The organism is Paenibacillus sp. FSL H7-0918 (assembly GCF_038007025.1).
In the GTDB taxonomy this organism is placed as follows: domain Bacteria; phylum Bacillota; class Bacilli; order Paenibacillales; family Paenibacillaceae; genus Paenibacillus_AQ; species Paenibacillus_AQ odorifer.
Window position 1 is genome coordinate 425,220 of the sequence record NZ_JBBOWJ010000001.1, and the last position, 20,389, is coordinate 445,608.

Sequence of the window (20,389 nt, forward strand, 5' to 3'; positions counted from 1 at the left end):
AATTCGTCTCCTTTGAGCTTGTAAGTTATGTTAATACACCAGTTCAGGGTAGAGATAACCAATACAGAATATCAAGATGACATAAGCAGTGGATCCGGATAAAAAGTACCAGTCGGACCGCTTCATTTTCAAATAAGATAACTTGATCTTCTTCACTTTCTTATTATTAAGGCCGTAGCTAAATCCCCGAGTCTCAAGTGCTTCAATCGTTGTTCGAGAACGTTTAGCTGTGTTCAACATGAGCGGGTAAAATGCCAGAATGACGATTCGCAAATAATACGTTATTGTTCGCCAATAGAAAATTCCATGTTGAAGCGGTCGTTGCCCTCTCAATCTAAAGGAAAGTAGGATCTGATGGAATTCCTCTAGTAAAGTAGGCAAAATACGATAACCATAAGATAAGCTGAATGCAAAAGTATCAGGGATTCCTAAGGACAGTAAGCCGTCACTAAGTCGTTCCGGATCAAGACTAGAGAAAACCGTAATACTCGCCAGCGAAATCACCGAAAGCTTAAGCGTCAGTGTCAGCATAGGCAGCAAGGATTCAATCCCCCCGCCGAAAAAAAGCGACAATATAAACATCCAGCCAATCTGGCTGATCAAGCCGAGACATAATATAAAAATAATATAGGGGCTGACCCGGGAGAGGACGGTTGTTAAAACCATAAGCACGAACATCCCTAACAGGATTGTCCGGTTATGTACAAACCAAGGCACGATGGCAAAAAAGAGATACCAGAGCAGCAGGGTTCGCGGGTCCAGCCTGCCCAGAAAAGTGCTGCTGCTGTTATATGCGGTCCCGAGTAACTCCAATTTGATTTGTTCTACAGATATACGGTCAAGTGCCCGTTTAACGGCTTCCATGGATTGCAGCTACCTCCTTCTTTTCCACTAAACTCACAAACTCTTCTAAGCTACTGCAAATTCTAGGGAGACCGAGCATACGACTTAGCTCCATCAATTGAGTCTGGGCCAGACCCGCACGCCGTAAAAGAAGGCCGTCAGCGAAAATTTCATCCTTCGTCCCATCCGCAATTATCCGCCCTTGATGCATTACAATTATTCTGCTGGCCCATTCAGAGACAAGCTGCATATCATGAGTTGCGATGACGACCGTCTTCACATGATTACGAAGCGTCTCCAGCACATGTACCATTTCTTGTTTGGTCGAAATGTCCAGATTAGCTGTCGGTTCATCAAGCAACATGATAGCAGGCCTAACCGCGGCACCAATCGCCAAGGATACCCGGCGCTGCTGCCCTCCACTTAGCAGTCGGGCATCCCGTTCAGCCAGCTCGCTTAAGCGAAATGCCTTTAGCATCTCATCCACTCTTCCATCCGTATCTGGTAGTTTCCGCGCCTTCAGATAATAAGCAATTTCCTTACGCACAGAATCCTCGATAAACATTTCCTCCGGATTCTGGAATACGTAAGCTACCGTACCGGAGAGACGTTCAGGCGGCAGCCCGTTCACCGTCATATCTTTAACCTTTACGGTTCCATCTGTAGGTCTGACAATACCAGCAATCAGCTTCATTAATGAAGATTTACCTGCTCCGTTGTTGCCAATAAGAGCAATGGACTCTCCCTGCCCCAGTTCTAGCTGAATTCCATTCAGTACAGGATGTGGCACCTTATGAATCGTACGGTAAGAGAGGTGAACATTCTCCAGCTGAACGATAGAATTTTTTTCTTTTGCAGCTTTGGGGAGCTGCTCTTGCATACGTCTGATTGGAAGTGTCTCCTTGGCATCCTGACGAAGCGTCATGCGGGTACTACCTTCATCAGCATTTAAGGGAAGCAGCTTTGACTTCTGATCATCAGGCTGTAGCAGCCAAGCCGCCCGGGTCACATCCGGTGGGTATATGCCCAGCTCTAGCAATTCTTGTACAGATGACAAAGCTTCACGCACAGGCTTCTGCCAGCGCATTTTACCTTGATCCATCAGGACAACATTTTTGCAATAATCCGCAATAAATTCCGCATGATGCTCAATCACTACAATGGTCTTTCCATGCTCCTCATTCAAACGCTGCAAAATATCATAGATATGACGGGCATGCTGCGGATCCAGCTGGGCTACGGGTTCGTCGATCACCAGAATTTCCGGATCCATAGCTAGGGCTCCAGCCAGAGCGAGCAGATGTTTTTGCCCACCACTTAACTGCCAAATAAATTCGTGCCTCAAGTCACTAAGTCCGGTTAACGCCAGCGCACGCTCTCCCCGTTCCTTGTAATCCGTAAACCCATAATTTAGAGGTGTAAAAGACACATCATCAAGCACTGTCGGTCGTACCAATTGATTCTCGAAATCCTGATAAACATAACCGATACGTTTGGACAGCTCTGCTACACTTTTTCCATCCGCAGATTGGCCGCGAACTGTCACCTCTCCACTGAAATCACCAGTGTAATAATGAGGAATTAAGCCGTTAAAGCATTTGCAGAGAGTAGATTTCCCGGAGCCATTACTGCCGATGATCGCAATAAAATCTCCTTCTCCCAGTCGTAAGTCTACGTCTTGCAATACTGGTTGTTCGGCTCCCGGATACGTAAAGTTAATTTTGTTCAATTCAAGAATTGTATTACGCATCTGCTTGACCCGCTTCCTGTCTTTTTCGTGCCGAACGCCGAAGCAGTGCAATAATCGCCGTTGCCGCTACTACAGCCGCCACCAACATACTGAGCCAAATCAAGGTCTTTTCATTCGATTCCGCCCCTGCAAGCTCAAAATCACCGAAGTTCCAGCCCGATTCCGATAACAATTCCGAACCCACTGCTACCATCACTAGAAAGGTTCCGGCAATGACCAGCTTAGGAGATAGCCACGCTCCTGTTGCATATTTCATATTCCGCTCACGTGGCTTCATGCCGAGCAATGGTTCAATTTTTCCATATAAACGCGGAACCAGATACATAGTAGGAATTAGCGCGAACAAAATACCGGAGAAGAGGACATCATTCAAGAACCCTACTCCCTCAATTACAACGATACTTTCTGCCAGTCCTTTAACAGCCTCTAGCTCTTCTACCCCTACCCATACCTTCACAATATCTATAACGGAGCTAAAAAACTGGTGAATCGCCACGCCGGTAATCGCAGCCACTCCAACCTGTCTACGATTCTTCGGATCAGATACCATGCGGCCTGCGGTATACATCGCCAGTGAGAAGGTAATGAATTTCTCCAGCTCCCCTAAACCTCCAAATTGGCCTAACATCAATTCCCCGAAGATTACCTCACCAACAGCTGCTCCGACCGCCGCATATAAGGGGTGAAACAACATACATAATGTCAAAGGAATGAAGGCGAAATATTCAATGGATAATTCAATCGGGCCCAGTTTGATCCCAGGCACTAGCTCGGTAAACATATTGGACAACCCGTAAAGCGACATCGACAGTACAAAAATCATCATTTTTTGTGACTGAGTCAGTGTGTAACGCGTTTTTATCGTGCTCATGAAATATTTGGCCTCCCAATAAGAATTTATCTTCATTATAAGAAGGCCATGTCATCACAGCTTTTTTCATTTGTTAAATGAGAGTAATATTTTTTTCAATATTTTTAACGTTGTAAAAATATTTACAACATATTCACACGTTATATTCTATCTATCGCATCATCATAGGAGGATTGAGAGATTGTATAAAGATTGGAACCATCGCGCTTTTTCGCCTAATCAACGGATAATTGCCGACTTTATTCAAAAAAATGAGCAACGTGTGGTCTATATGACCGAACAAGAAATGGCAGACGAGCTACATTTGAGCATCGCCTCTGTTTCACGGTTCTGGAAAGCTGCGGGATACAAACATGCCAAAGATTTTAAAAACCGGCTCCGTTTCCGCTTTGAATCCACACCTTCTGTAAAAATGCGTGATGCCATGCAGCGATCAGACGATACCTCACTCCCTCAACTGCTGCTGGACAATTGTTCACATCATTTGCAAGAAACACGCCGCTATTTAAGCGACGATGTACTAAAGCGTGCAGTAGATGCGATATCTACAGCTCGGATTATTTATGTATACAGCCCTGGACCTTGCGCCGGATTAGCAGAGCTAATGATCTATCGAATGGCGCGTTTTGGTCTTCAAATGAAAAAAATGGCCCCCAGCGGCCATGAGCTGCTAGAGACCTTAATGCATGCTGACAAACAAGATGTCTTGCTTGTCTTTGGATTTGTGCAAATACTGCCTGAGATTGAAGTCATACTGAACCATGCACGTGAAGCAAATTACCAGGTCATCCTGATCACAGATAGACTTGTCTACCCGCGATCCCAAGATGCAGATATCGTGCTTTATGCGGGGAGAGGTGAGGTTTGGGAGTTCCATTCCATGGTTGGCCCCACCTATATTATTGAGAATCTGATCCTTGGAGTGGGATTAGCGAACAGGGACAGTAGTCTAAGCAAGCTGGATAAATTGCAGCAATTGCGCGCGCAGTATGGGGGGAAGCTCCCACGGAGTTAGGTTGACTGCAAGGATAAGGGGAATTTAATTCATTCCTAAAGCTTCTTTAATTTGTGGGATAGATAAACCGTTTGCTTTCATTTCTTTGATCCAAAGAATGCGCGCGACGGTTTCTTCTCTTTTATATCTGCGTGTTAAATTCTCCTCTGCCTGTTCAAAGGGCAGCATGCCTTCTTCTGTATAATGTTTGAGTGTACTATAACGAGTATTTGTGATTCTTACTAATTCCCCTATCGATACATATTCTGATGCCATAATATTCTCCATGGATCGTTGTCTAGACATTGATAACCAACTCCTTTACAGCGGGCGCTTCGGAATAAGACGCACACCTTGAATTGGCACTTTCATCATTACAAAATGTGGGATCGCATCGTAGAGCAAATTATCAATTTTAAGAGTCGCAATCGATCCTCTCTCCAGCACCTTAACTTCATGTCCATAGGACATTAATCTTGTAATAACTGCGTCTAACCTTTGATTAGAATTATCAAACCAGGACTCTGTTTCTATAAAGACAGCCCGTGATCGCTCTAGGGCAGGGAAGATAAGATTGAGACTACTGCCGATAAAGGTCTTCGCAAACTTTGTCTTCAATGCTAAAAAACGTTTGATACCTAACTCAACTCCCTGGCGAATTTGTATAGGAAACAGCGCCTTTGCCCATAAGTTACTTTGGTATAGATCATGTAATTTGATATTCACCTCTTCTAATTCGTTCAGCGAGAAGAAATCATGCATACATCCACATTCACGAAGTAGCCATAGCATACAAATGACCTCATCTGTTACTGGGCCCTCTTCCAAAATCTCTGCCCGCATATTCTCTGTAATGCTCGTGTACGCCTCCATATTACTGCGATAGGCTCTAATTTCAACTTCAGCAGAATCAAAATACATGTCGCTCCCTATCAGGCTTGGTATATCTTCAAGCAAATTCATTGCTTGAAGATAATCTGAAATCGCGGTTTCGAACTTTTTTAATTGATGGTTAGACTTCCTCGAAGCCTTCTTTAACCACCAATTTAGATCACCCTTCACCTCAGCACTATTATGAAGTAAGGATTGTAGAACAGTTTCTCTATAGAGTGTTGAATGAGATTGATCAAGTGCTTCCTTGTGCAAAGTTAACTTGTTCTCAGATTGTGTGAAACATCCCTCTAAGTAAAGCTCCAATATAACCGCTGCTGCCATGCAGCGCAAAGACACTTTCTTGACAGTAGTCATCTGAAGACTTCTCTGTGCATTAAGCGCGATCAATGAAAAACTTGGTGCTAATTTAAGATCCATCATAACCATCCACCCCTATCCATTAATTCCTATTAACAGGATGATATTTATTCCGTATGGTGAGCGTTTGATTAACTTACTACTTACTACTTACTACTTATCACTTACAATACACCATCTTTACAATAATTGTCAATGGTCTGGAATAACGTAAAGAAGGCCCTGCCCTTAATGGTCAAGCCCCGATTTTACAGACACCAAAAAAAAGACCCTAGGCTATAAGCTGCTTCCGGTAATCAACCAGGGTATCTTAGAAACAGGAGGATCAGTTCTAACGGGAATTTATGCAGCCAATGAAGCAATTGGAGCATCCGGCTGGTCACAAAAAAGAAGTCGCCTTGTAAAGCTAAATAAAGAAGGCTGGCCATGTGAGCCTGCCTTCTTTATTCACTCAGATCAATAAGTAATTTGGTTAACTCTAGATTTTCAACCTTGTCTTCTTTGACGACAAAGGCAAGGGAAGGATGATAGAATCCTTCGTCAAGCTTGATAACGTTCACCCAATAGTTAACAACACCATCTACTTTCTTTTCGCTGCGGGATGCCTCAGGGATAGCTGCAATGATATCCTTTTCACTGCTTCTGATACCGATATTTTTATCCGTCCTAAGCGAAGAAAGAGAGTTAATCGGTATATCAACTACGCCTCCGACTGGCTTAGTTTCTCACTACGGTAAAACTGATCGTCAAATTATCTTTTTCATATAACCAGCGCATGTTAAGATGTTCCCCCACTGGGTCATCCGTTTCGAATGAATTACCGCTCCGCTTTTTTCAAATGCTTTAATGAATTTTCGAAAGAATATGGAATCTTAGTCCTAAGTTTAGAGAGTTTTTCAACCTCTCCCATAGCGATAGCTTCCTTAATAGCAGGAACCAACTTCGCTTGAATAATGCCCCAACTTTCTGCCTGAAGAAGTTCGTCTATCAACATATGCGGTTTGGAATATTGTTCAATTTTTGTTCTCCTCTTCTCGATTTCTACCCTCTAATAGCTCTATCTTTATTTTTTCAAGACATAGCTTCTCCCTTAGAGTGTATAAGTTCATCCTTATGTTCTAATACTTCTATTATCATAGCAGCCCCCATTCTGAATCCGAGAGTATAGGCGGAAGCGGATGAGATAGAGTTCTGCATGCCACTCAGATCCAAGGCTTGTTCAATCATAGTAAAGTCTTCTATAGATAACTTTGCTTTTAGGATGTCCATAAACTCTGAGATTAGCTTGGAGTTCTGTATATACTCGGGATCGCGTAAACACAAAAGTTCACTTGGACAGATTTTCCCGTAATATAAATCCTCCAAAAGACTCACCAGTCATCCCTCCCAAATCATCTCTTCAATCATCTTAGCGAATTTATCGCTAAAAATCAATAGCGAATAATTCGCTAAGATATGCTTGCCTTGGAGGTGTTTAGTATGTATCAACGTATCCGAGATTTGCGTGAAGATAAAGATTTAACTCAAACCCAAATGGCAGAGTATTTGCAATGCAGCCAGAGGATTTATAGTAATTATGAACGCGGTGATGTTGATATTCCCACGGCCATTCTGATTAAGCTAGCAGATTATCATAAGACGAGTACTGACTATTTACTAAACAGAACGAACCAAAAAACTCCTTACTCTAAAAGTTAAATTTAAAGAATGAGTAGATATCGCAGTTTTCAAAGGATTTCATTCTTATGCTGATGAGCATTGTACACAGGAATCCGTGATTTACGCGAAGACAAAGATCTGACACAGCAACAAATAGAGGAGCTTTTACATATTACACAAGCCACCTACTCCCGCTATGAAAATGGAAATTTGGATGTTCCGAGCGCCGTTTTAATTACGCTAGCTAATTTCTATAAAGTAAGCATCGACTATATTTTAGGTCAGACAGATAATTCTAAATGCTATCCCAACAAAAAATAATCCGCAGCACAAACAAGCTCCTGTGATAATCACAGGAGCTGTTCACGTTTAGGCTAAAAATAGCCTGAAATTAGGGGATTCTCTTAGATACGCTCAGGCCAGCAAGGTACGGGCTACCTGATCCACAATGTAATTGATACCTGTCGGTCCGTAGCAGCCGATCCATGTAGCGGCATCTACCGGGTATATATACGGCCGCTCATCGGAATCCAACATCCCTCGGACGCTTTGCTCTGTCGCAGATACCCCCTCCTGCATCATCTCGTTACTAAGTAAAAAATAATGGCTGGCATGCACAGCCGGCAGTCTATCAACTGTAATATGATAAGCCGTGTCGGAAGTGTCTGCGACAAATAGAGGAGCAGGCAGACCAAGATCCCGGTACAGCACGGCACCTGTGCGATGGGAGGCAGTATGCACCCGTACCAGCGACTCACGCGGACGGATCAAGGCCACGCTCTGACCCGCCAGCGCCGTTGCAAGCTGCTCAGACAGCAATGCTGTTCGGCGCAGGTAATCCGCAATAATACGCTCCACCTCTGTCCGCTTGTCCGTCAATTCACCGAACAGGCCCAGAATCGTCTGCCAGCTCTCATTCCGTTGAAACATTAGGGTTGGCGCAATCCGGCTTAACCGTTCATAATGCTGAGCATGCACCTCAGTACAGACAATCAAATCCGGCCGCAGCCGTTCGACAGCTTGCAGGTCCGGGTACTCATAAGTTCCGAGCATTTCCGTTGTCTTAAGCCTTTCCCTGATATATTGGGGGAATTTTAACGCTGCACTGCCCGTTCCTACACTCCCTGCCGGAGATATCCCAAGCGCAAGCAAATGGTCTGCATATTGAACGTCGAGTACGGCGATACGTCTCGGAGAAGCGGTGACGCAATATTCGCCTCGCATATGACAAATTACCGGGCCTTGCAGCGACTGGTACGATGAGGCCAGGCGATCCGGCAGCCCAGAATATGCTGAGAGAGCACCGATCCCTGAAGCGGCAGTGCGCCTGTAGATCTGCGGGGGAACTCCATGATATTTCTTAAATGCCCTGCTAAAGTAATACATGTCGCGATAGCCCGTTTTTTCTGCAATTTCGCCGATGGGAGCATCCGTATGACGCAACATCCGCTCGGCACTCTCCATCCGCAGCTGGATTACATATTCCATCGGTCCTAGTAACTTCTCCTGTTTGAATCGCCGCTGTAACTGTCTTGTACTGCATCCGGCAAGCGCTGCCAGCTCCTTAAGCTCCAGCTCCTGACGATAATGCCCCGCTATATAGGCAGCGACAACATCCACCATATCCGCCTCTGTGCCTTTCTGACCACATTCATACTCCATAATAAGCTCGTAAAGCATTCCTTGCAGTAGCGCATTCGCATGGAAACGCTCCAGCCCTTCGCCCCGGCTCCATTTGGCTTCGATTTGTTCCGCAGTCTGATGCAGTTCAGCCAGGAGCACAGGACGGTGAACAAATGAAGTTCGTAATGGGTGATTGCGCTGCGGAAACAGAACATGGGCAGCCCCCAACATTGGAAAAGCCTTGTATATAATAACAGTATAATGAATGGTTTCTGATCCAGCAGTCAAAGTAAATGCTGATCCCTTGACTGCGTGACAAGCGAAATAGGCCTGGATATGGCAAATTTCGCCATTCATCACAAGCCTACCTTCCCCGCCGCCTGCCAGCAGCAACACATTGGCTGTTAATCCGGTTTCGCTCATAACGCCGCCGGGTGGCAAAGTACCGCTACGCACATCAAGCATCTTGATCGTTGTATCACTCCATAAACTTGCCTGTTCTTTCAGCGGCATTTCTCTCATCTCCTGACAATAGCATCCTCTGTTAAACGGGCGCACTCGAATAGGATTACATGCTTTAGTGAAAGCGCGTCCGCAACATAAGTGAGTGCGTTGCTGTTGTCATTTTAATTGAGATTCATTCTCATTGTCAATTTTCGGACATTTTCCGCAATATTCCGCCGACATCCTGTAATAAAAACAGCAGGTGATACGCTTGTTTTTTGCAACCGGAGCCAGGTCATTGTTCTCTGTGAACCGGGTAAACGGATTGCGTCTTGCGCCGAACAATTGTCCGGGAGCTATCCGGGTCAGGAAGGCAAAATCGGCTTGCATTCGTTGCCTCTCTTGCCCAAATTCACCTGTTCCAGGAGAATACAACGGGGCAATGCGTACCATAATATTCTCCCAAAGTACTGCCATGGAGACGGGACCAATTGCAGCAAGCGTGTGCAGCAGCGGCGCAAGACGTACCGCGAAAATTTCCTCTACGATCTCTTCTCGCCACGCTTCCCTGTCTTCCGGTGCCGCCGTCGCTCGAAGCCCGTTCAGCGCAAGGAAAGGAAAACGCGTATCCCCTTTAAAAGCTGAGGAAGCCGGATGATAGAGGAAGCAGTTCTCCAGCGGGATGGAGACTTCCCGGTTATGAAGGGTCATAGCGGTCAGCATCGGCGCGATCCACAGATAACCGATCCGCTTGGCCAGCATGGAAGCGGCAACCTGCATATCAGGCGCACCGATATAACCCTTAAGCCAGCTTACATATTCGCGGCATGCAGCTTCTTCGTGCAACTGGCTAAGGGCAATTGTCCGAACGTTTCCTTCAGGCGGTTCACCTACCCACAGACGGTATTCCTCCGCCATTTGCTTCCAGGTGGCAGACGACAGATAGTTGTCCATTTTAATGCGATCCCAACAGCGCTTCCGCGGTTTGATCTACAATATTATTGAGGGCAATTGGCCCATAATAAGCGATCCATAGCGTTGAATTCACATTGTATACGCGGTTATTTTTAACGGCATCATGAGATTTCCAGACCGGACTGTTCGCCATTGCCTCTGCCTCTTTGGCAAACAATTCATCCGATAACAGGAAATAGTGATCTGCTCCGATATCAGCGATGGTCTCCATCGAAATTTCAACGGAGGTATCATCTTTGATCTCCTGAACGAATGCAGGGATATTCAATCCCAAATCCTCATAAAGAATGCTTCCGGTCCGATGTTCGGGACCGTGTACGCGAATACCTTCCGGTCTTGGGCGAATCAGAGCTACCGTTTCGTCACCCAGCTTCGCCGACAGCTGTTCCCGCAGTCCGACGATTTTGTCCTCGTAGGCTTGACGCACTACCTTCGCCTCCGCCTGCTTGCCCGTTATCATACCGATTGTAGCCGATGTATCCCGCCAATCTTCATAGAAGTCGAGTACTATTGTGGGCGCTATTTTACTAACGCTGTCATACACCTGCTCCTGAAAGTCCGTCATCAATATAAGATCCGGATTCATCGCTACAATAGCTTCAAGATTGGGCTCATCGCGTGTGCCCAGGACCTTCACATCACCCAATTGTTCACTTAAATATTCTGGAAACTTTGCATCTTTCGCTCCAGCCACAACGCTGCCTGCCGGATGCTCGCCTATCGCTAACAATTGATCGACGAATTTCACATCAAGCGCGGCGATGACCTTCGGCTTCTCAGTCAGCGTATATTCGCCCTTCATATGCGAGATGGTAACCGGGAAGGCTGCAGTCTGAGCCTGTGTCTCAGATGTAGGTGACGGCTCGGCTGAAGCAGATGGCAGTGCGGCAGTGCCCGCATTTGCTCCACCTCCAGTACCGCAAGCCGTTAGCACAAGTACCAGCGCCATCATCCATATCATTAATAGTCCTGCTTTTTGGGCAGCTTCTACCTTTCTAACGGTTGCTTGCCTCTTCTTTGTTCTTTTCATGCTGACTCCCCCTTATGTATGATAATGATTTTCATTATCAGATCAATAAAGCGAGTATAATCTATCTTCACACTCTATTTCCATGTACTTTTGCGACATTGCAGCCGGATTAATGCGACATTGCACACCATAGGAACGACTCAGGAGAACCACGGCTGGCTACAAAAATTCCACAGAAGCACCTAAATCCCTAATTTTAACAAAAATTTCTTTGCTCCTGTTCTGAAAATAGCCAACACAGTCGATGGTAATCTCGCTCAATTCAAGCTTTTCCTTCTCCAGAAACTGATCATCGAGCAATCTGGCTACTTCAGAAATGGTTCTTCCATTGCACTCCCTGCTTCTTCCCAAAATGAAAAAAGGTATCTTTGTATTACACAAAGATACCTTTTTTCATTAAAAGCTTACGGCTCAATCCCCCACACAAGCTGACCATTCATATACCCGGTGACCTGTTCATTGTTGATGAACTGACTGCTGGATGCCTTGAACGAATAATCATTAGCCTGGTTGTAATTGGACCAGTCGGTTTTGGAGAAACGGGTTTGAATTTCTGCGCTCTGACCTGGATTAAGTGTTCCAGCCGAACTCGTGAAACCAATTTCCAAAACATAATCGGCACTGGCAACAGGAGTCGCCAGCTTAACGAAATTGCCGGTTACATTCGCATTTCCGATGCTGGCCCAGTCGATCCAGAAACTCTGATCTTTCTCGCTATCAATCGTATAGTAATACCGGACCTTCACATCACTTAGTTGAATCGCTGAATCACCGGTATTGACTACTTTGATTTTGGGTGAAATCCCGTTGGTGGAGGCACTTGTGTTGCCATTAAAAGCTTGGACCGTCAAATCTCCAGTGGGTACTGGAACACTGCTATCCGTTACGTTCACTGTAAGAACAGCATTATTTCCTCCATTAAAATGAAAGGTTAGGGTATTCTGTCCCAGCGGCAGCGTGGAAAGATAGGATTTTTTCAGAACAACAGCAGCGCTTGATGCCGTATAATCCTGACTCGCTAAAAGTGTGGAATTTCCATTTGTGATACTTGCAAGCTGGTGTCCATTTAAGGTAAGGGCTACGGAAATATCCTGGGCTAGATTCGCCGCTTTATCAAATGCCGCGCTCACGGGCGCAATGGATGCGCTCGGTGTGGAATCGACAATTTTGACTTTTAATACGGGATCTTGTCCTTTATTAAAATCAAAGATGATCGAATGCTCGCCAACCGGCAGTGTCGCCAGAAATGCTTTTTTGAGCAGCAGCGTATTTCCACTCAAGGTATAATCCTGATTCGCTGTCAATGCATTGGCGCCAGCCCGGAGAGTGGTTAACGTATTGCCGTTTGAATTCACGGTTATGGCTTTGTCGGTTTGATTGGGCGCATACTTATCAAATTCGACGGATGCAGGTGTGATGGACGCATTTGGATTTGGATTGTTAACCTTCAAATCAGGCAGCTCATCGAGCGTGATTACATAATTGCTTTGGTACAGTGTCGTTAAGGTAGCCGGATAATTAAAGGCAGAACTCATGAGATGCTCACCATACCACGGTAAGAAATAAAGCCAGCCCGATTTTTCCTCTGTCAGATTCTGAACGCTTGGAACGGTGTCGTTCTCAGTCATGGCTACCATTTTCGTACCGCCTGTTAAATCAACAAGCTGATAGAAAATCGAGGTAATTGCGTCCTCATTGGGGACACCAGACAAACCGTCATAGCGGTTATAGATCGTATTGTATTTATCATAGCCTACAATATCCACCTGATCATCGCCGGGATACCATGCGGGAGAAGTGCTGTACACGTAGCTGTTGTAGGTCCAGATCAAATTGTGCAGGCCATACGTTTCTGTAAGTTCGGTATAGAGCAGATCCCATAATTGCTTGTACACCTCCGAGCCAGCGGAAGCCCACCAGAACCATGCACCTTCCCCATTCAATCCGCCGTTGCCCTCCGCCTCATGGAAGGGTCTGAAGATAACCGGCACATTGTTATTTTGCAGAATCTGCAGTTGCTCCGCCAAATCCTCAATAGCCAGTTGTACATATTGGTATTCTTTCGTACCTGGAACTACCGCATTAGCAGTATTAAAATTGGTTTCTGTCGGCTTATAGGTGGCTTTCTTCCAATCCACAAATTCCCCGAGCTGATAGGCGGTGAAATCTTTGGGTACAGTGATATGCCAGCTATTTGTCGCAATCCCGCCCCGGTTATTCACCCAATCGATCATCCGGGCGGTTGTACCATCCTCCCAGCCGTAAAGCGGATTGTAATTCATCAAATCAAATCCGCGGATGGCCGGATACTTTCCGGTCAAATTGTGAATCCAATCAAACTCCAGCTCGGAATTGCCATCATTTCCTCCTCCGTAAATCTCCTGCTGACCGGAGATCATATGATTGCCGTAAACCTCCGTTAAATAATTCATCAGCAGCTGAGTTTCTGATGTGGCTTGAGGATCGCTGAGAACAGGTTGCACATCCAGGGGATCAAGATCGGCATAATCCACCGTGAAAGCATCAAAATAAGCGAAACCCCAGCCGGCCTTCAGTTGAATAGTGTTGCTGCCTTGATTCAGCTTGTGATAGCCAAAATCGAAATTCGACCATGTGGTCGTATAGGGCAGCATATACGACCCCTTCGTAACGCCGTTAACGGCTAAAGATTGAAGCCTGCCGTCAGCACTGAGCTCCTGCATATAACGTGTGGAGATCGTATACATGCCGGTTTCTGGGACAGTCACTGTGAAGGAAATTGTACCGGAATTCTGCATCCAGACAAATCCGCTTCCAGAGTATCCGGGTTTGGGCTGTCCGTAAATTTGGGTCGTCACTTGAAGATCGGAGGTGAGCTGAGCGTTTTCGCTTTCAATTGTGAAAAGTGCGTTGTCTGCATGAACGGGCGGCGCTGTCATCAATCCAAATAGCAGAGTAAATGCCAGCATCATTGTGATTGCCTTCTTGAGCAAATTTTTCATTTCCACCTTTCCTCCCTATGTTAAATATGGTAAATAAAAGTTCAATATACCATCTCTTGGATGCGCTTTCATAGATAAGATAGCATATATTCCATATTTTGTAAATCTATCAAATCGAGAAAATTTCCACATGCAAAAAAACTCCCACCAATATTTATTAGGAGGAGTTAAATAACATTGGCTTCTTACAACTTAAAGTTTCGGAGCGGCTTTCCGTACCGCACCAAAACATGCCATAAGAGTTTTAATTCTTGAAGTACTTCTTTTTCGGTTCCTCGGTCCCGCCATGCTGAAGGATCATGCTTTAAGTGCATAGCAGCAGATCCAATCATGCTCGCATCAATATAACCGTGATGAGCAATACGCTTAGCCAAGGAGGGCATCGAAGGCCCTCTAAAATCTGAAGGCACTTCGTTTACCCACATCGCGAATCCCATGTGCCAATAGAGTTGGATGGCATTCTGTAAACATATTTGCTCCAGGTCTTGCCCTGTTGGAGTACCCTTGAATGAAGGATCGGCAACTAAGATTTCCACATCTTCCTTTAGACGGATGTTTCCATGAACTTGCGCTTCAATATAGTGGTTAAGATTACGTTTAGCTTCACATTTTGAAGAGTCTGAAAACGGCATTGTGAGGTTGACCCGAAGATGGTCAACTAATTTTTGTGATCGAAGATCTTTTTCCCCTAGAGCGGAATCTCTTAAGAAAATCTCCTCTAATAATGCCGCCATCATATCATCAAATTCTGCATATGTCCCTTTCTGTACAGGGTTTTGATGCGAATCCATATAGGTGTATGTACTGCGATAAGAAACCTCAGGGGATAGGAGGAAATAGCAGGAGCCAAAGCGCGGAGCTGGCCCATCCGAATGACGCATCAAATCAAGAGCGCCATATTTAGGGCGTTCGCTATTCGAAGCACCCTCTTGTTGGTATGCCCCTCCAAATAGTCTTTCCTCCCACAAATCACGTGGACCGCCAGAATAGGCTGATACACTACCACTGGATAACAAGGTCTCAAATTGGCTCTTGTACACGCCTTGCTCCAATAGCGCCTCTGCAACACTTTTCTTTACCGGATCTAGTCGATCTGGATGGAAATGTAGAGCAATCTTCGCATGTGACTTTATTTTGACCACAGCATCTTCAAACTCTTCCCGATCCACATTAGACATTTGAAGAATTTCATGGATGGTCTGAACTGCTTCACTTTTTCGAGTTCGCGCGTAATTCGTAACATATTCTAAAGCCGATAATTGTGACTCCGATAGTTCCTCAGTGAACTGAGACTCTCTTGTTTATTGGCATTTGCATCGCCTTTCCACTCCATTGCTTATTCACTCCTTTCTAGACCCAGTACATAAGAAAAGAGACTTGATTTCTCCTCTCACTGTATCAAACGCTTCTTCACTTAAAACTTCATATCCTTACTATCGCAGATTCCGATAACTTTACATGGATCTCGAATGATATAAATTCAAGATCGAATGTTGCTGGCTTGAACATCGTATGCGCGTTATGCGTAATCTTCCTTTTTCGCAGGAGTAATCAACTCGATTTGCTCGTAAGGTGCTGTCAAATAGGGACTCAAAACAAATACCATTCAGTTAACCGTCAGTGTCACAACCACTCAACCATAATTAGAGCGTCTCAGCCAATTTCTGAATCTTTGAGTGGGAAATTAAATATACATTGCCTATAATGTCGATTTTGTTGCCCTTCACACGTACAGCACCATCTTTGTCTGCCGCCACATAAATATCTATTTTATTTGATAAAGGGAAACGCTCCTCAATCATTGCGGTGTTATCATGATCAAAATGAGCTTCAAAAGAAAAGTGATTAAGAGCCATACCTTCACAAACAGTGCATTCATTCACATATTCATCAGACATGTTCATCCCACCAGCACTTGTTCCCATTACAACAGCATTGCTTTTTTTAATCAAATCCGATAATTCATATTCCGTCAAAAGGTGCTTTTGGTCCCGAGCGGTTCCACCACATAAAAAAACGACAGAGGCGTTTTGAATTAATCGCTGGGCATCTTCCTTCTGCGTGCGGTCATCAATGAAATGATATTCATCAAAATAAATGTTAGCCTGATTAAACCATGTCCTTTCAAAAACACTATCAATATTAACTTGTTCATCACTAAAATCAGACGATTCAGCGCTAATCATAACCAGCGATTTTCTGTCTGTTATATCCTCATGCAACACATTGACTAGCTTCTCAGAAAAACCCTTATCATAAAACCAATCTAAGTAATAGTGAGTTTTCATCCGTAATTTTACCTCCATATGTAATATTTAAATTTATCCATTCCATTTATACCATGAATATCGTACCATATAATGGAATTCAATAAATCTTACAAATTGATTAAAACAAAAAAATCCAAGCATCATTAGTTCCTTCGGTGAACAGCAAAAAGACTTACTCGAGGTATCGATCCCTTCAAGTAAGTCTTTATTTCTAAAGTTATAAAGATACTAGTCCCTTAAACGAAAACATACTCCCCATCACCAATCGAAATCGTCTTCCCTTTCAGCTCTAACGAATCCGTTTCAAAAACCACCTGTTTGAATTGGTTTTCGTCTCCTTGCACGAAAGCAAATGATCTATCGCCAATCTTAAGGCTGAAGGTATCATCCTCTGACTTCGTAACAGGCAGTCCGAATATCGTTCCCCAATGGTTGGCTGCAGCTTCAGGATCGGAGACATGGAATACAGCACGCACGATTTCTACTTCTCCCGCAGGATGAGGTTTAATGACTCCAGATGATGTTAATCTTTCCACTCGCTCTGTATCCGTTCCGCTCCATTGAATGATGAACGGATAGACCAGTCCCCCAAAGTCACCAGCAATGGTCATCATCCGCCACTCTATTAATCTTCCCTCGTTATCTAGACGCTTACCATCGATAATTGGAGATAATGATAAGCCTGCTACTTTCAGGGAAGCCGCTACTTCTTCAATATCATCCGTCCGGATGACTACTCTACTTAGAACTTCATGTTCTGGTAGAAGTTTTACTGCATCTTTCACCACTAAATTATGTTCAGTTGCCTTTGCCAGCTCAAGATTCTCAATGCCCAGAAACTCGAGATAGGTTAGCCCAAAGTAACTTAAGGCATTATAGGTTCCCCAATCTTTATGAGAGCCTCCCTTAAAAGCAACCAATCCATGAGCTCCAAAGATCTCAACCGGTTTGGCCAAATCATTGACATAGTGAACTAAATGATCCCATTTCATCGTTGCCATGATTACTTCACTCCCAGCTCAGTAGTACGTTTTACGGCTGCCAGAACACTTCTTTGCAGACCCGCTGCGAAATCACTGTTGTTTAATTCGTACAAGCCATGCATGCCGACACCGCCAGGTGAATTATTAATATCCAGCAGCTGTCGTGGATGCAGCCCTGTCTGTTGCAGCATTGCTACCGAGCCCATCATATTCTCCAGTGCAACCTTCCAGGCTTGCTCACGCGGCAGTCCGGCAAGTACACCTGCATCCACGAGAGATTCAATGAAATAATAGATATAGTTAGGACCCGCCACACCAAATCCAGTGAAAACATCCATTAACGCCTCATCCAGATATTGTACTTTTCCAAAGCCGAGTAGGAAATGCTCCACTTGATCACGAGTAGCATAAGCATTTAACGCTACACCACTATAGCCATATCCTGTATCGGTTAAAGTATTGGGGATAACCCGGATAATGGACCGTTCAACTCCAAAATACCCAGCTAACTGATCATTTGTCACACCCGCCACAATCGATACGATTGCGGAAGAAGCTGTAGCGAATTGTTGTACGTTTTGACCAAGTGTAGTTAAATCATCCTGTGGGCGAACTGCCACTACAATCACATCTGCTGTAGACAGGTTATGCTCTTGCGAACTCTCCGTATCTACACCGTATTTGGTATTCAAAAACTGCAGACGCGTTTCATTAATATCCGCTACACTAATTTGATTTACAGACAAGGTGTTATTCGCTATACATGCGCGGATGATCGCTTCGGCCATCTGTCCGCCACCAATAAAATGAATCTTTTCTTTGGTCACTCCGTTCACTTCCTTAATTAATTGTTGTCCCAAGCTTCAGGTAGAATGAAACCATCATATTTTTCTAATCCAAGAATATATTCTTCAAACTCTTTGGATTCATAAGCAGCTTTCAAATCTTTAGCCCACTGAGAATTTTCATCCTTTTTATTAACCGATACGATAATTCTGTGTTCCATAGGTGTGTTTTCTATTTTCAAAGCATCCGTAATCTTTCTGTCCGAATTAGCAATATAATTACCATTTACAACGCCATAATCAACATCTTGAAGGGAGACAAGGATTTGAGCGGGGTCCAATATTTTAATATCAATATTATATTTATCCGGTTCCATACTATTAATATTAAAATCCGCTACGCCTGCCCCTTCTTTAATTTTGACCCAACCCAATTCTTCCAGAATACGCAGTGCACGCTCTTGGTTTACCGGATCGTTCGGAACAGCTACGGTTGTACCGTCTTTAACATCGTCTAGCGTGGTATGATTTACAGAATAAAGACCTTGTGGAGCACCTGGAACATAAGCAATTCCGACCATATCTGCATTGATTTCTTCGTTAATGGCCTCCATATAAGCTGTACTTTGGAATATGCTTGCGTCAATGGAGCCTTCCTTCATTGCTGGATTGACCTGCATGTTTTGCGAGAAGGTTTTAATGTCAACGGAATACCCTTGTTTCTCTAGAATCGGTAGAATCGATTGGCGGAATTGTTCCTCATAGGTTCCGACACCAAATCCAACGGTAAGCTTTTTCTTATCTCCAGAATCCCCCGCCTCTTTATTGCCACAAGCCGTCAACACTGCAAGAACACCTATCATCATCACTAACATTAACTTTTTCATACTTACTTCCCCTATTCCAATATAGATTTTTTAAATTGTGCCAACGCCTCATCCGTCACATTGAGTGGGATTGCGCAATTTGGAGATAGAATAAACGGCTGGTCTTTCATTAACTTTAATGCATCTTCAGCCTGCTGCTTGATTTGGGCAATATCGTTTACCGCAAACAACCCATGATCGACTCCACCCACTTTAGTAGCTTTGAGATTTGCCTCTAACCCTGGATTTCCCTCGGCTATCGTATCCCAACTGATCCCGTCAATCCGATAATCGTTGAACTTCTCAGGCTGGGCGTAGGCTCCACAAGTATGAAGAATGTTTTTTCCATAGCTTGCTGCTTCTAACACAATAGAATCATAAGGTCTGGACAGTTCGTCAAACATAGCTTCATCAAATAATCCTGGGTGAGCTGTGCCCGTCACTGCGTAGAACAAACCGTCAGAACCCGCTTGCTGTAACTCTTGTACATAATCGGCTAAGGTTAAGGAAATCGCATGTAGCGCATGATGTGCTGCCGCTCGATGTTCTTTAAACAAGGATTCCAAAGTTACCGGGTGCTCAATACCAAACACCGTTTTAGTAACGTAAGCAGAACGCCCTACAATAAATAGCAATACTGTTAATGGTGAAAATACCGTTTGGATTAGCGGGGTGTCTGGTAACCCTTGACGAATTTTTCTAACCGCATCTAAATGCTCTGCCAAAGGTGCTGACTGGACTGCCTTTTTGACATCGATATCCCACAGACTAGCCGCTGTTGGAATAGCCGTCGTTTGCTGTCTCGGAAATACGGTCTGATAATCCGTAAAATCGTATTGATTCCCCCAAGCTTCCGCCAGATAAGTCGCTCTTGGATTAATCTTGACCCAATCCCAATCATATTTTTTCGTAAAAGAAATCGTAGTTTCTGCTAAATCATCTGCAGTTTGTTCTTTGTCGATAAAATGGCGCCAACCACTTCCGATTGGACGATCCGCCCGTTCTCCAGATAATAATGCTTTAAAACGATCTTGCTTACTCCATTCACTCATCTGTCGAGTCCC

General features: G+C 44.4%; 19 protein-coding genes and 1 pseudogene. 3 read left to right on the forward strand and 17 right to left on the reverse strand.

Annotated elements, in window-relative coordinates; translation table 11 throughout:
• Positions 1-30 precede the first annotated feature (30 nt).
• From MHI15_RS02070 to MHI15_RS02080, 3 genes are read right to left on the reverse strand one after another with little or no spacing between them, the layout of a single operon-like run.
• On the reverse strand, positions 31-864 hold the full coding sequence (locus MHI15_RS02070; RefSeq protein WP_076100351.1) for an energy-coupling factor transporter transmembrane component T family protein: 834 nt from the start codon (positions 862-864) through the stop codon (positions 31-33).
• Positions 851-2,593, reverse strand: a complete 1,743-nt coding sequence (locus tag MHI15_RS02075) for an ABC transporter ATP-binding protein (RefSeq protein WP_445667995.1) — start codon at positions 2,591-2,593, stop codon at positions 851-853. Before MHI15_RS02075 ends, MHI15_RS02070 begins: the two co-directional genes overlap by 14 nt.
• Complete coding sequence (locus MHI15_RS02080) at positions 2,586-3,464, reverse strand: cell division protein FtsQ (protein WP_076127114.1); 879 nt, start codon at positions 3,462-3,464, stop codon at positions 2,586-2,588. The genes MHI15_RS02075 and MHI15_RS02080 overlap by 8 nt, the downstream gene beginning before the upstream one ends.
• 181 nt (positions 3,465-3,645) lie before the next feature.
• Here MHI15_RS02080 and MHI15_RS02085 point away from each other — a divergent pair, with 181 nt between their 5' ends.
• Positions 3,646-4,479, forward strand: coding sequence for a MurR/RpiR family transcriptional regulator (locus tag MHI15_RS02085; RefSeq protein WP_076127116.1), 834 nt, complete (start codon positions 3,646-3,648; stop codon positions 4,477-4,479).
• A gap of 24 nt (positions 4,480-4,503) precedes the next feature.
• Here MHI15_RS02085 and MHI15_RS02090 read toward each other — a convergent pair whose 3' ends face one another.
• From MHI15_RS02090 to MHI15_RS02105, 4 genes are all read right to left on the reverse strand, one after another.
• Positions 4,504-4,764, reverse strand: a complete 261-nt coding sequence (locus MHI15_RS02090) for a helix-turn-helix domain-containing protein (RefSeq protein ID WP_076190848.1) — start codon at positions 4,762-4,764, stop codon at positions 4,504-4,506.
• Positions 4,765-4,779: 15 nt separating this feature from the next.
• Entirely contained in the window at positions 4,780-5,772 is a 993-nt protein-coding gene (locus tag MHI15_RS02095) for a hypothetical protein (protein WP_341164072.1), read from the reverse strand.
• A gap of 754 nt (positions 5,773-6,526) precedes the next feature.
• A complete protein-coding gene (locus MHI15_RS02100) occupies positions 6,527-6,703 on the reverse strand; it encodes a hypothetical protein (protein WP_341164073.1) in 177 nt (58 codons plus the stop codon).
• A gap of 77 nt (positions 6,704-6,780) precedes the next feature.
• Positions 6,781-7,083, reverse strand: a complete 303-nt coding sequence (locus MHI15_RS02105) for a DUF6809 family protein (protein ID WP_076127124.1) — start codon at positions 7,081-7,083, stop codon at positions 6,781-6,783.
• A gap of 105 nt (positions 7,084-7,188) precedes the next feature.
• Between MHI15_RS02105 and MHI15_RS02110 the strand changes: the two genes are divergently transcribed.
• Together MHI15_RS02110 and MHI15_RS02115 are read left to right on the forward strand one after the other, a co-directional pair.
• Complete coding sequence (locus tag MHI15_RS02110) at positions 7,189-7,407, forward strand: helix-turn-helix domain-containing protein (RefSeq protein ID WP_076100339.1); 219 nt, start codon at positions 7,189-7,191, stop codon at positions 7,405-7,407.
• 60 nt (positions 7,408-7,467) lie between these two features.
• Positions 7,468-7,689, forward strand: coding sequence for a helix-turn-helix domain-containing protein (locus MHI15_RS02115; protein ID WP_076127127.1), 222 nt, complete (start codon positions 7,468-7,470; stop codon positions 7,687-7,689).
• A gap of 93 nt (positions 7,690-7,782) precedes the next feature.
• Here MHI15_RS02115 and MHI15_RS02120 read toward each other — a convergent pair whose 3' ends face one another.
• From MHI15_RS02120 to MHI15_RS02165, 10 genes and pseudogenes are all read right to left on the reverse strand, one after another.
• The gene (locus tag MHI15_RS02120) at positions 7,783-9,504 is read right to left on the reverse strand and encodes a helix-turn-helix domain-containing protein (protein WP_341143253.1); all 1,722 of its coding nucleotides are present in this window, start codon (positions 9,502-9,504) and stop codon (positions 7,783-7,785) included.
• Between the two features lie 108 nt (positions 9,505-9,612).
• The gene (locus tag MHI15_RS02125) at positions 9,613-10,389 is read right to left on the reverse strand and encodes an IucA/IucC family C-terminal-domain containing protein (RefSeq protein ID WP_341143254.1); all 777 of its coding nucleotides are present in this window, start codon (positions 10,387-10,389) and stop codon (positions 9,613-9,615) included.
• 1 nt (position 10,390) lies between these two features.
• Positions 10,391-11,440: an ABC transporter substrate-binding protein gene (locus MHI15_RS02130; protein WP_341164074.1), complete on the reverse strand. Its 1,050-nt coding sequence runs from the start codon at positions 11,438-11,440 to the stop codon at positions 10,391-10,393.
• Between the two features lie 404 nt (positions 11,441-11,844).
• Complete coding sequence (locus tag MHI15_RS02135; RefSeq protein WP_341164075.1) at positions 11,845-14,421, reverse strand: glycosyl hydrolase; 2,577 nt, start codon at positions 14,419-14,421, stop codon at positions 11,845-11,847.
• Between the two features lie 185 nt (positions 14,422-14,606).
• Positions 14,607-15,698: pseudogene (locus tag MHI15_RS02140) on the reverse strand (DUF3626 domain-containing protein); the annotation flags it as partial.
• 366 nt (positions 15,699-16,064) lie between these two features.
• A complete protein-coding gene (locus tag MHI15_RS02145; protein ID WP_341164076.1) occupies positions 16,065-16,709 on the reverse strand; it encodes a Type 1 glutamine amidotransferase-like domain-containing protein in 645 nt (214 codons plus the stop codon).
• A 218-nt stretch (positions 16,710-16,927) separates the two neighbouring features.
• A complete protein-coding gene (locus tag MHI15_RS02150; RefSeq protein ID WP_341164077.1) occupies positions 16,928-17,692 on the reverse strand; it encodes a VOC family protein in 765 nt (254 codons plus the stop codon).
• Positions 17,693-17,694: 2 nt separating this feature from the next.
• The gene (proC, locus tag MHI15_RS02155; RefSeq protein ID WP_341164078.1) at positions 17,695-18,534 is read right to left on the reverse strand and encodes a pyrroline-5-carboxylate reductase; all 840 of its coding nucleotides are present in this window, start codon (positions 18,532-18,534) and stop codon (positions 17,695-17,697) included.
• The gene (locus MHI15_RS02160) at positions 18,519-19,346 is read right to left on the reverse strand and encodes a MetQ/NlpA family ABC transporter substrate-binding protein (RefSeq protein ID WP_076141012.1); all 828 of its coding nucleotides are present in this window, start codon (positions 19,344-19,346) and stop codon (positions 18,519-18,521) included. The genes proC and MHI15_RS02160 overlap by 16 nt, the downstream gene beginning before the upstream one ends.
• Positions 19,347-19,357: 11 nt before the next feature.
• Positions 19,358-20,377 carry a uroporphyrinogen decarboxylase family protein gene (locus tag MHI15_RS02165; RefSeq protein WP_076127146.1) on the reverse strand — a complete coding sequence of 340 codons (1,020 nt, stop codon included), beginning with the start codon at positions 20,375-20,377 and terminating at the stop codon, positions 19,358-19,360.
• Positions 20,378-20,389 lie beyond the last annotated feature (12 nt).

Coding starts and splice junctions, on each gene's coding strand:
- MHI15_RS02110 (WP_076100339.1), top strand. CDS start 7,189: ATGTATCAACGTATCCGAGATTTGCGTGAAGATAAAGATTTAACTCAA.
- MHI15_RS02100 (WP_341164073.1), bottom strand. CDS start 6,703: ATGTTGATAGACGAACTTCTTCAGGCAGAAAGTTGGGGCATTATTCAA.
- MHI15_RS02080 (WP_076127114.1), bottom strand. CDS start 3,464: ATGAGCACGATAAAAACGCGTTACACACTGACTCAGTCACAAAAAATG.
- MHI15_RS02130 (WP_341164074.1), bottom strand. CDS start 11,440: ATGAAAAGAACAAAGAAGAGGCAAGCAACCGTTAGAAAGGTAGAAGCT.
- MHI15_RS02075 (WP_445667995.1), bottom strand. CDS start 2,593: ATGCGTAATACAATTCTTGAATTGAACAAAATTAACTTTACGTATCCG.
- MHI15_RS02090 (WP_076190848.1), bottom strand. CDS start 4,764: ATGTCTAGACAACGATCCATGGAGAATATTATGGCATCAGAATATGTA.
- MHI15_RS02125 (WP_341143254.1), bottom strand. CDS start 10,389: ATGGACAACTATCTGTCGTCTGCCACCTGGAAGCAAATGGCGGAGGAA.
- MHI15_RS02160 (WP_076141012.1), bottom strand. CDS start 19,346: ATGAAAAAGTTAATGTTAGTGATGATGATAGGTGTTCTTGCAGTGTTG.
- MHI15_RS02095 (WP_341164072.1), bottom strand. CDS start 5,772: ATGATGGATCTTAAATTAGCACCAAGTTTTTCATTGATCGCGCTTAAT.
- MHI15_RS02120 (WP_341143253.1), bottom strand. CDS start 9,504: ATGCCGCTGAAAGAACAGGCAAGTTTATGGAGTGATACAACGATCAAG.
- MHI15_RS02135 (WP_341164075.1), bottom strand. CDS start 14,421: ATGAAAAATTTGCTCAAGAAGGCAATCACAATGATGCTGGCATTTACT.
- MHI15_RS02150 (WP_341164077.1), bottom strand. CDS start 17,692: ATGGCAACGATGAAATGGGATCATTTAGTTCACTATGTCAATGATTTG.
- MHI15_RS02070 (WP_076100351.1), bottom strand. CDS start 864: ATGGAAGCCGTTAAACGGGCACTTGACCGTATATCTGTAGAACAAATC.
- MHI15_RS02145 (WP_341164076.1), bottom strand. CDS start 16,709: ATGAAAACTCACTATTACTTAGATTGGTTTTATGATAAGGGTTTTTCT.
- MHI15_RS02165 (WP_076127146.1), bottom strand. CDS start 20,377: ATGAGTGAATGGAGTAAGCAAGATCGTTTTAAAGCATTATTATCTGGA.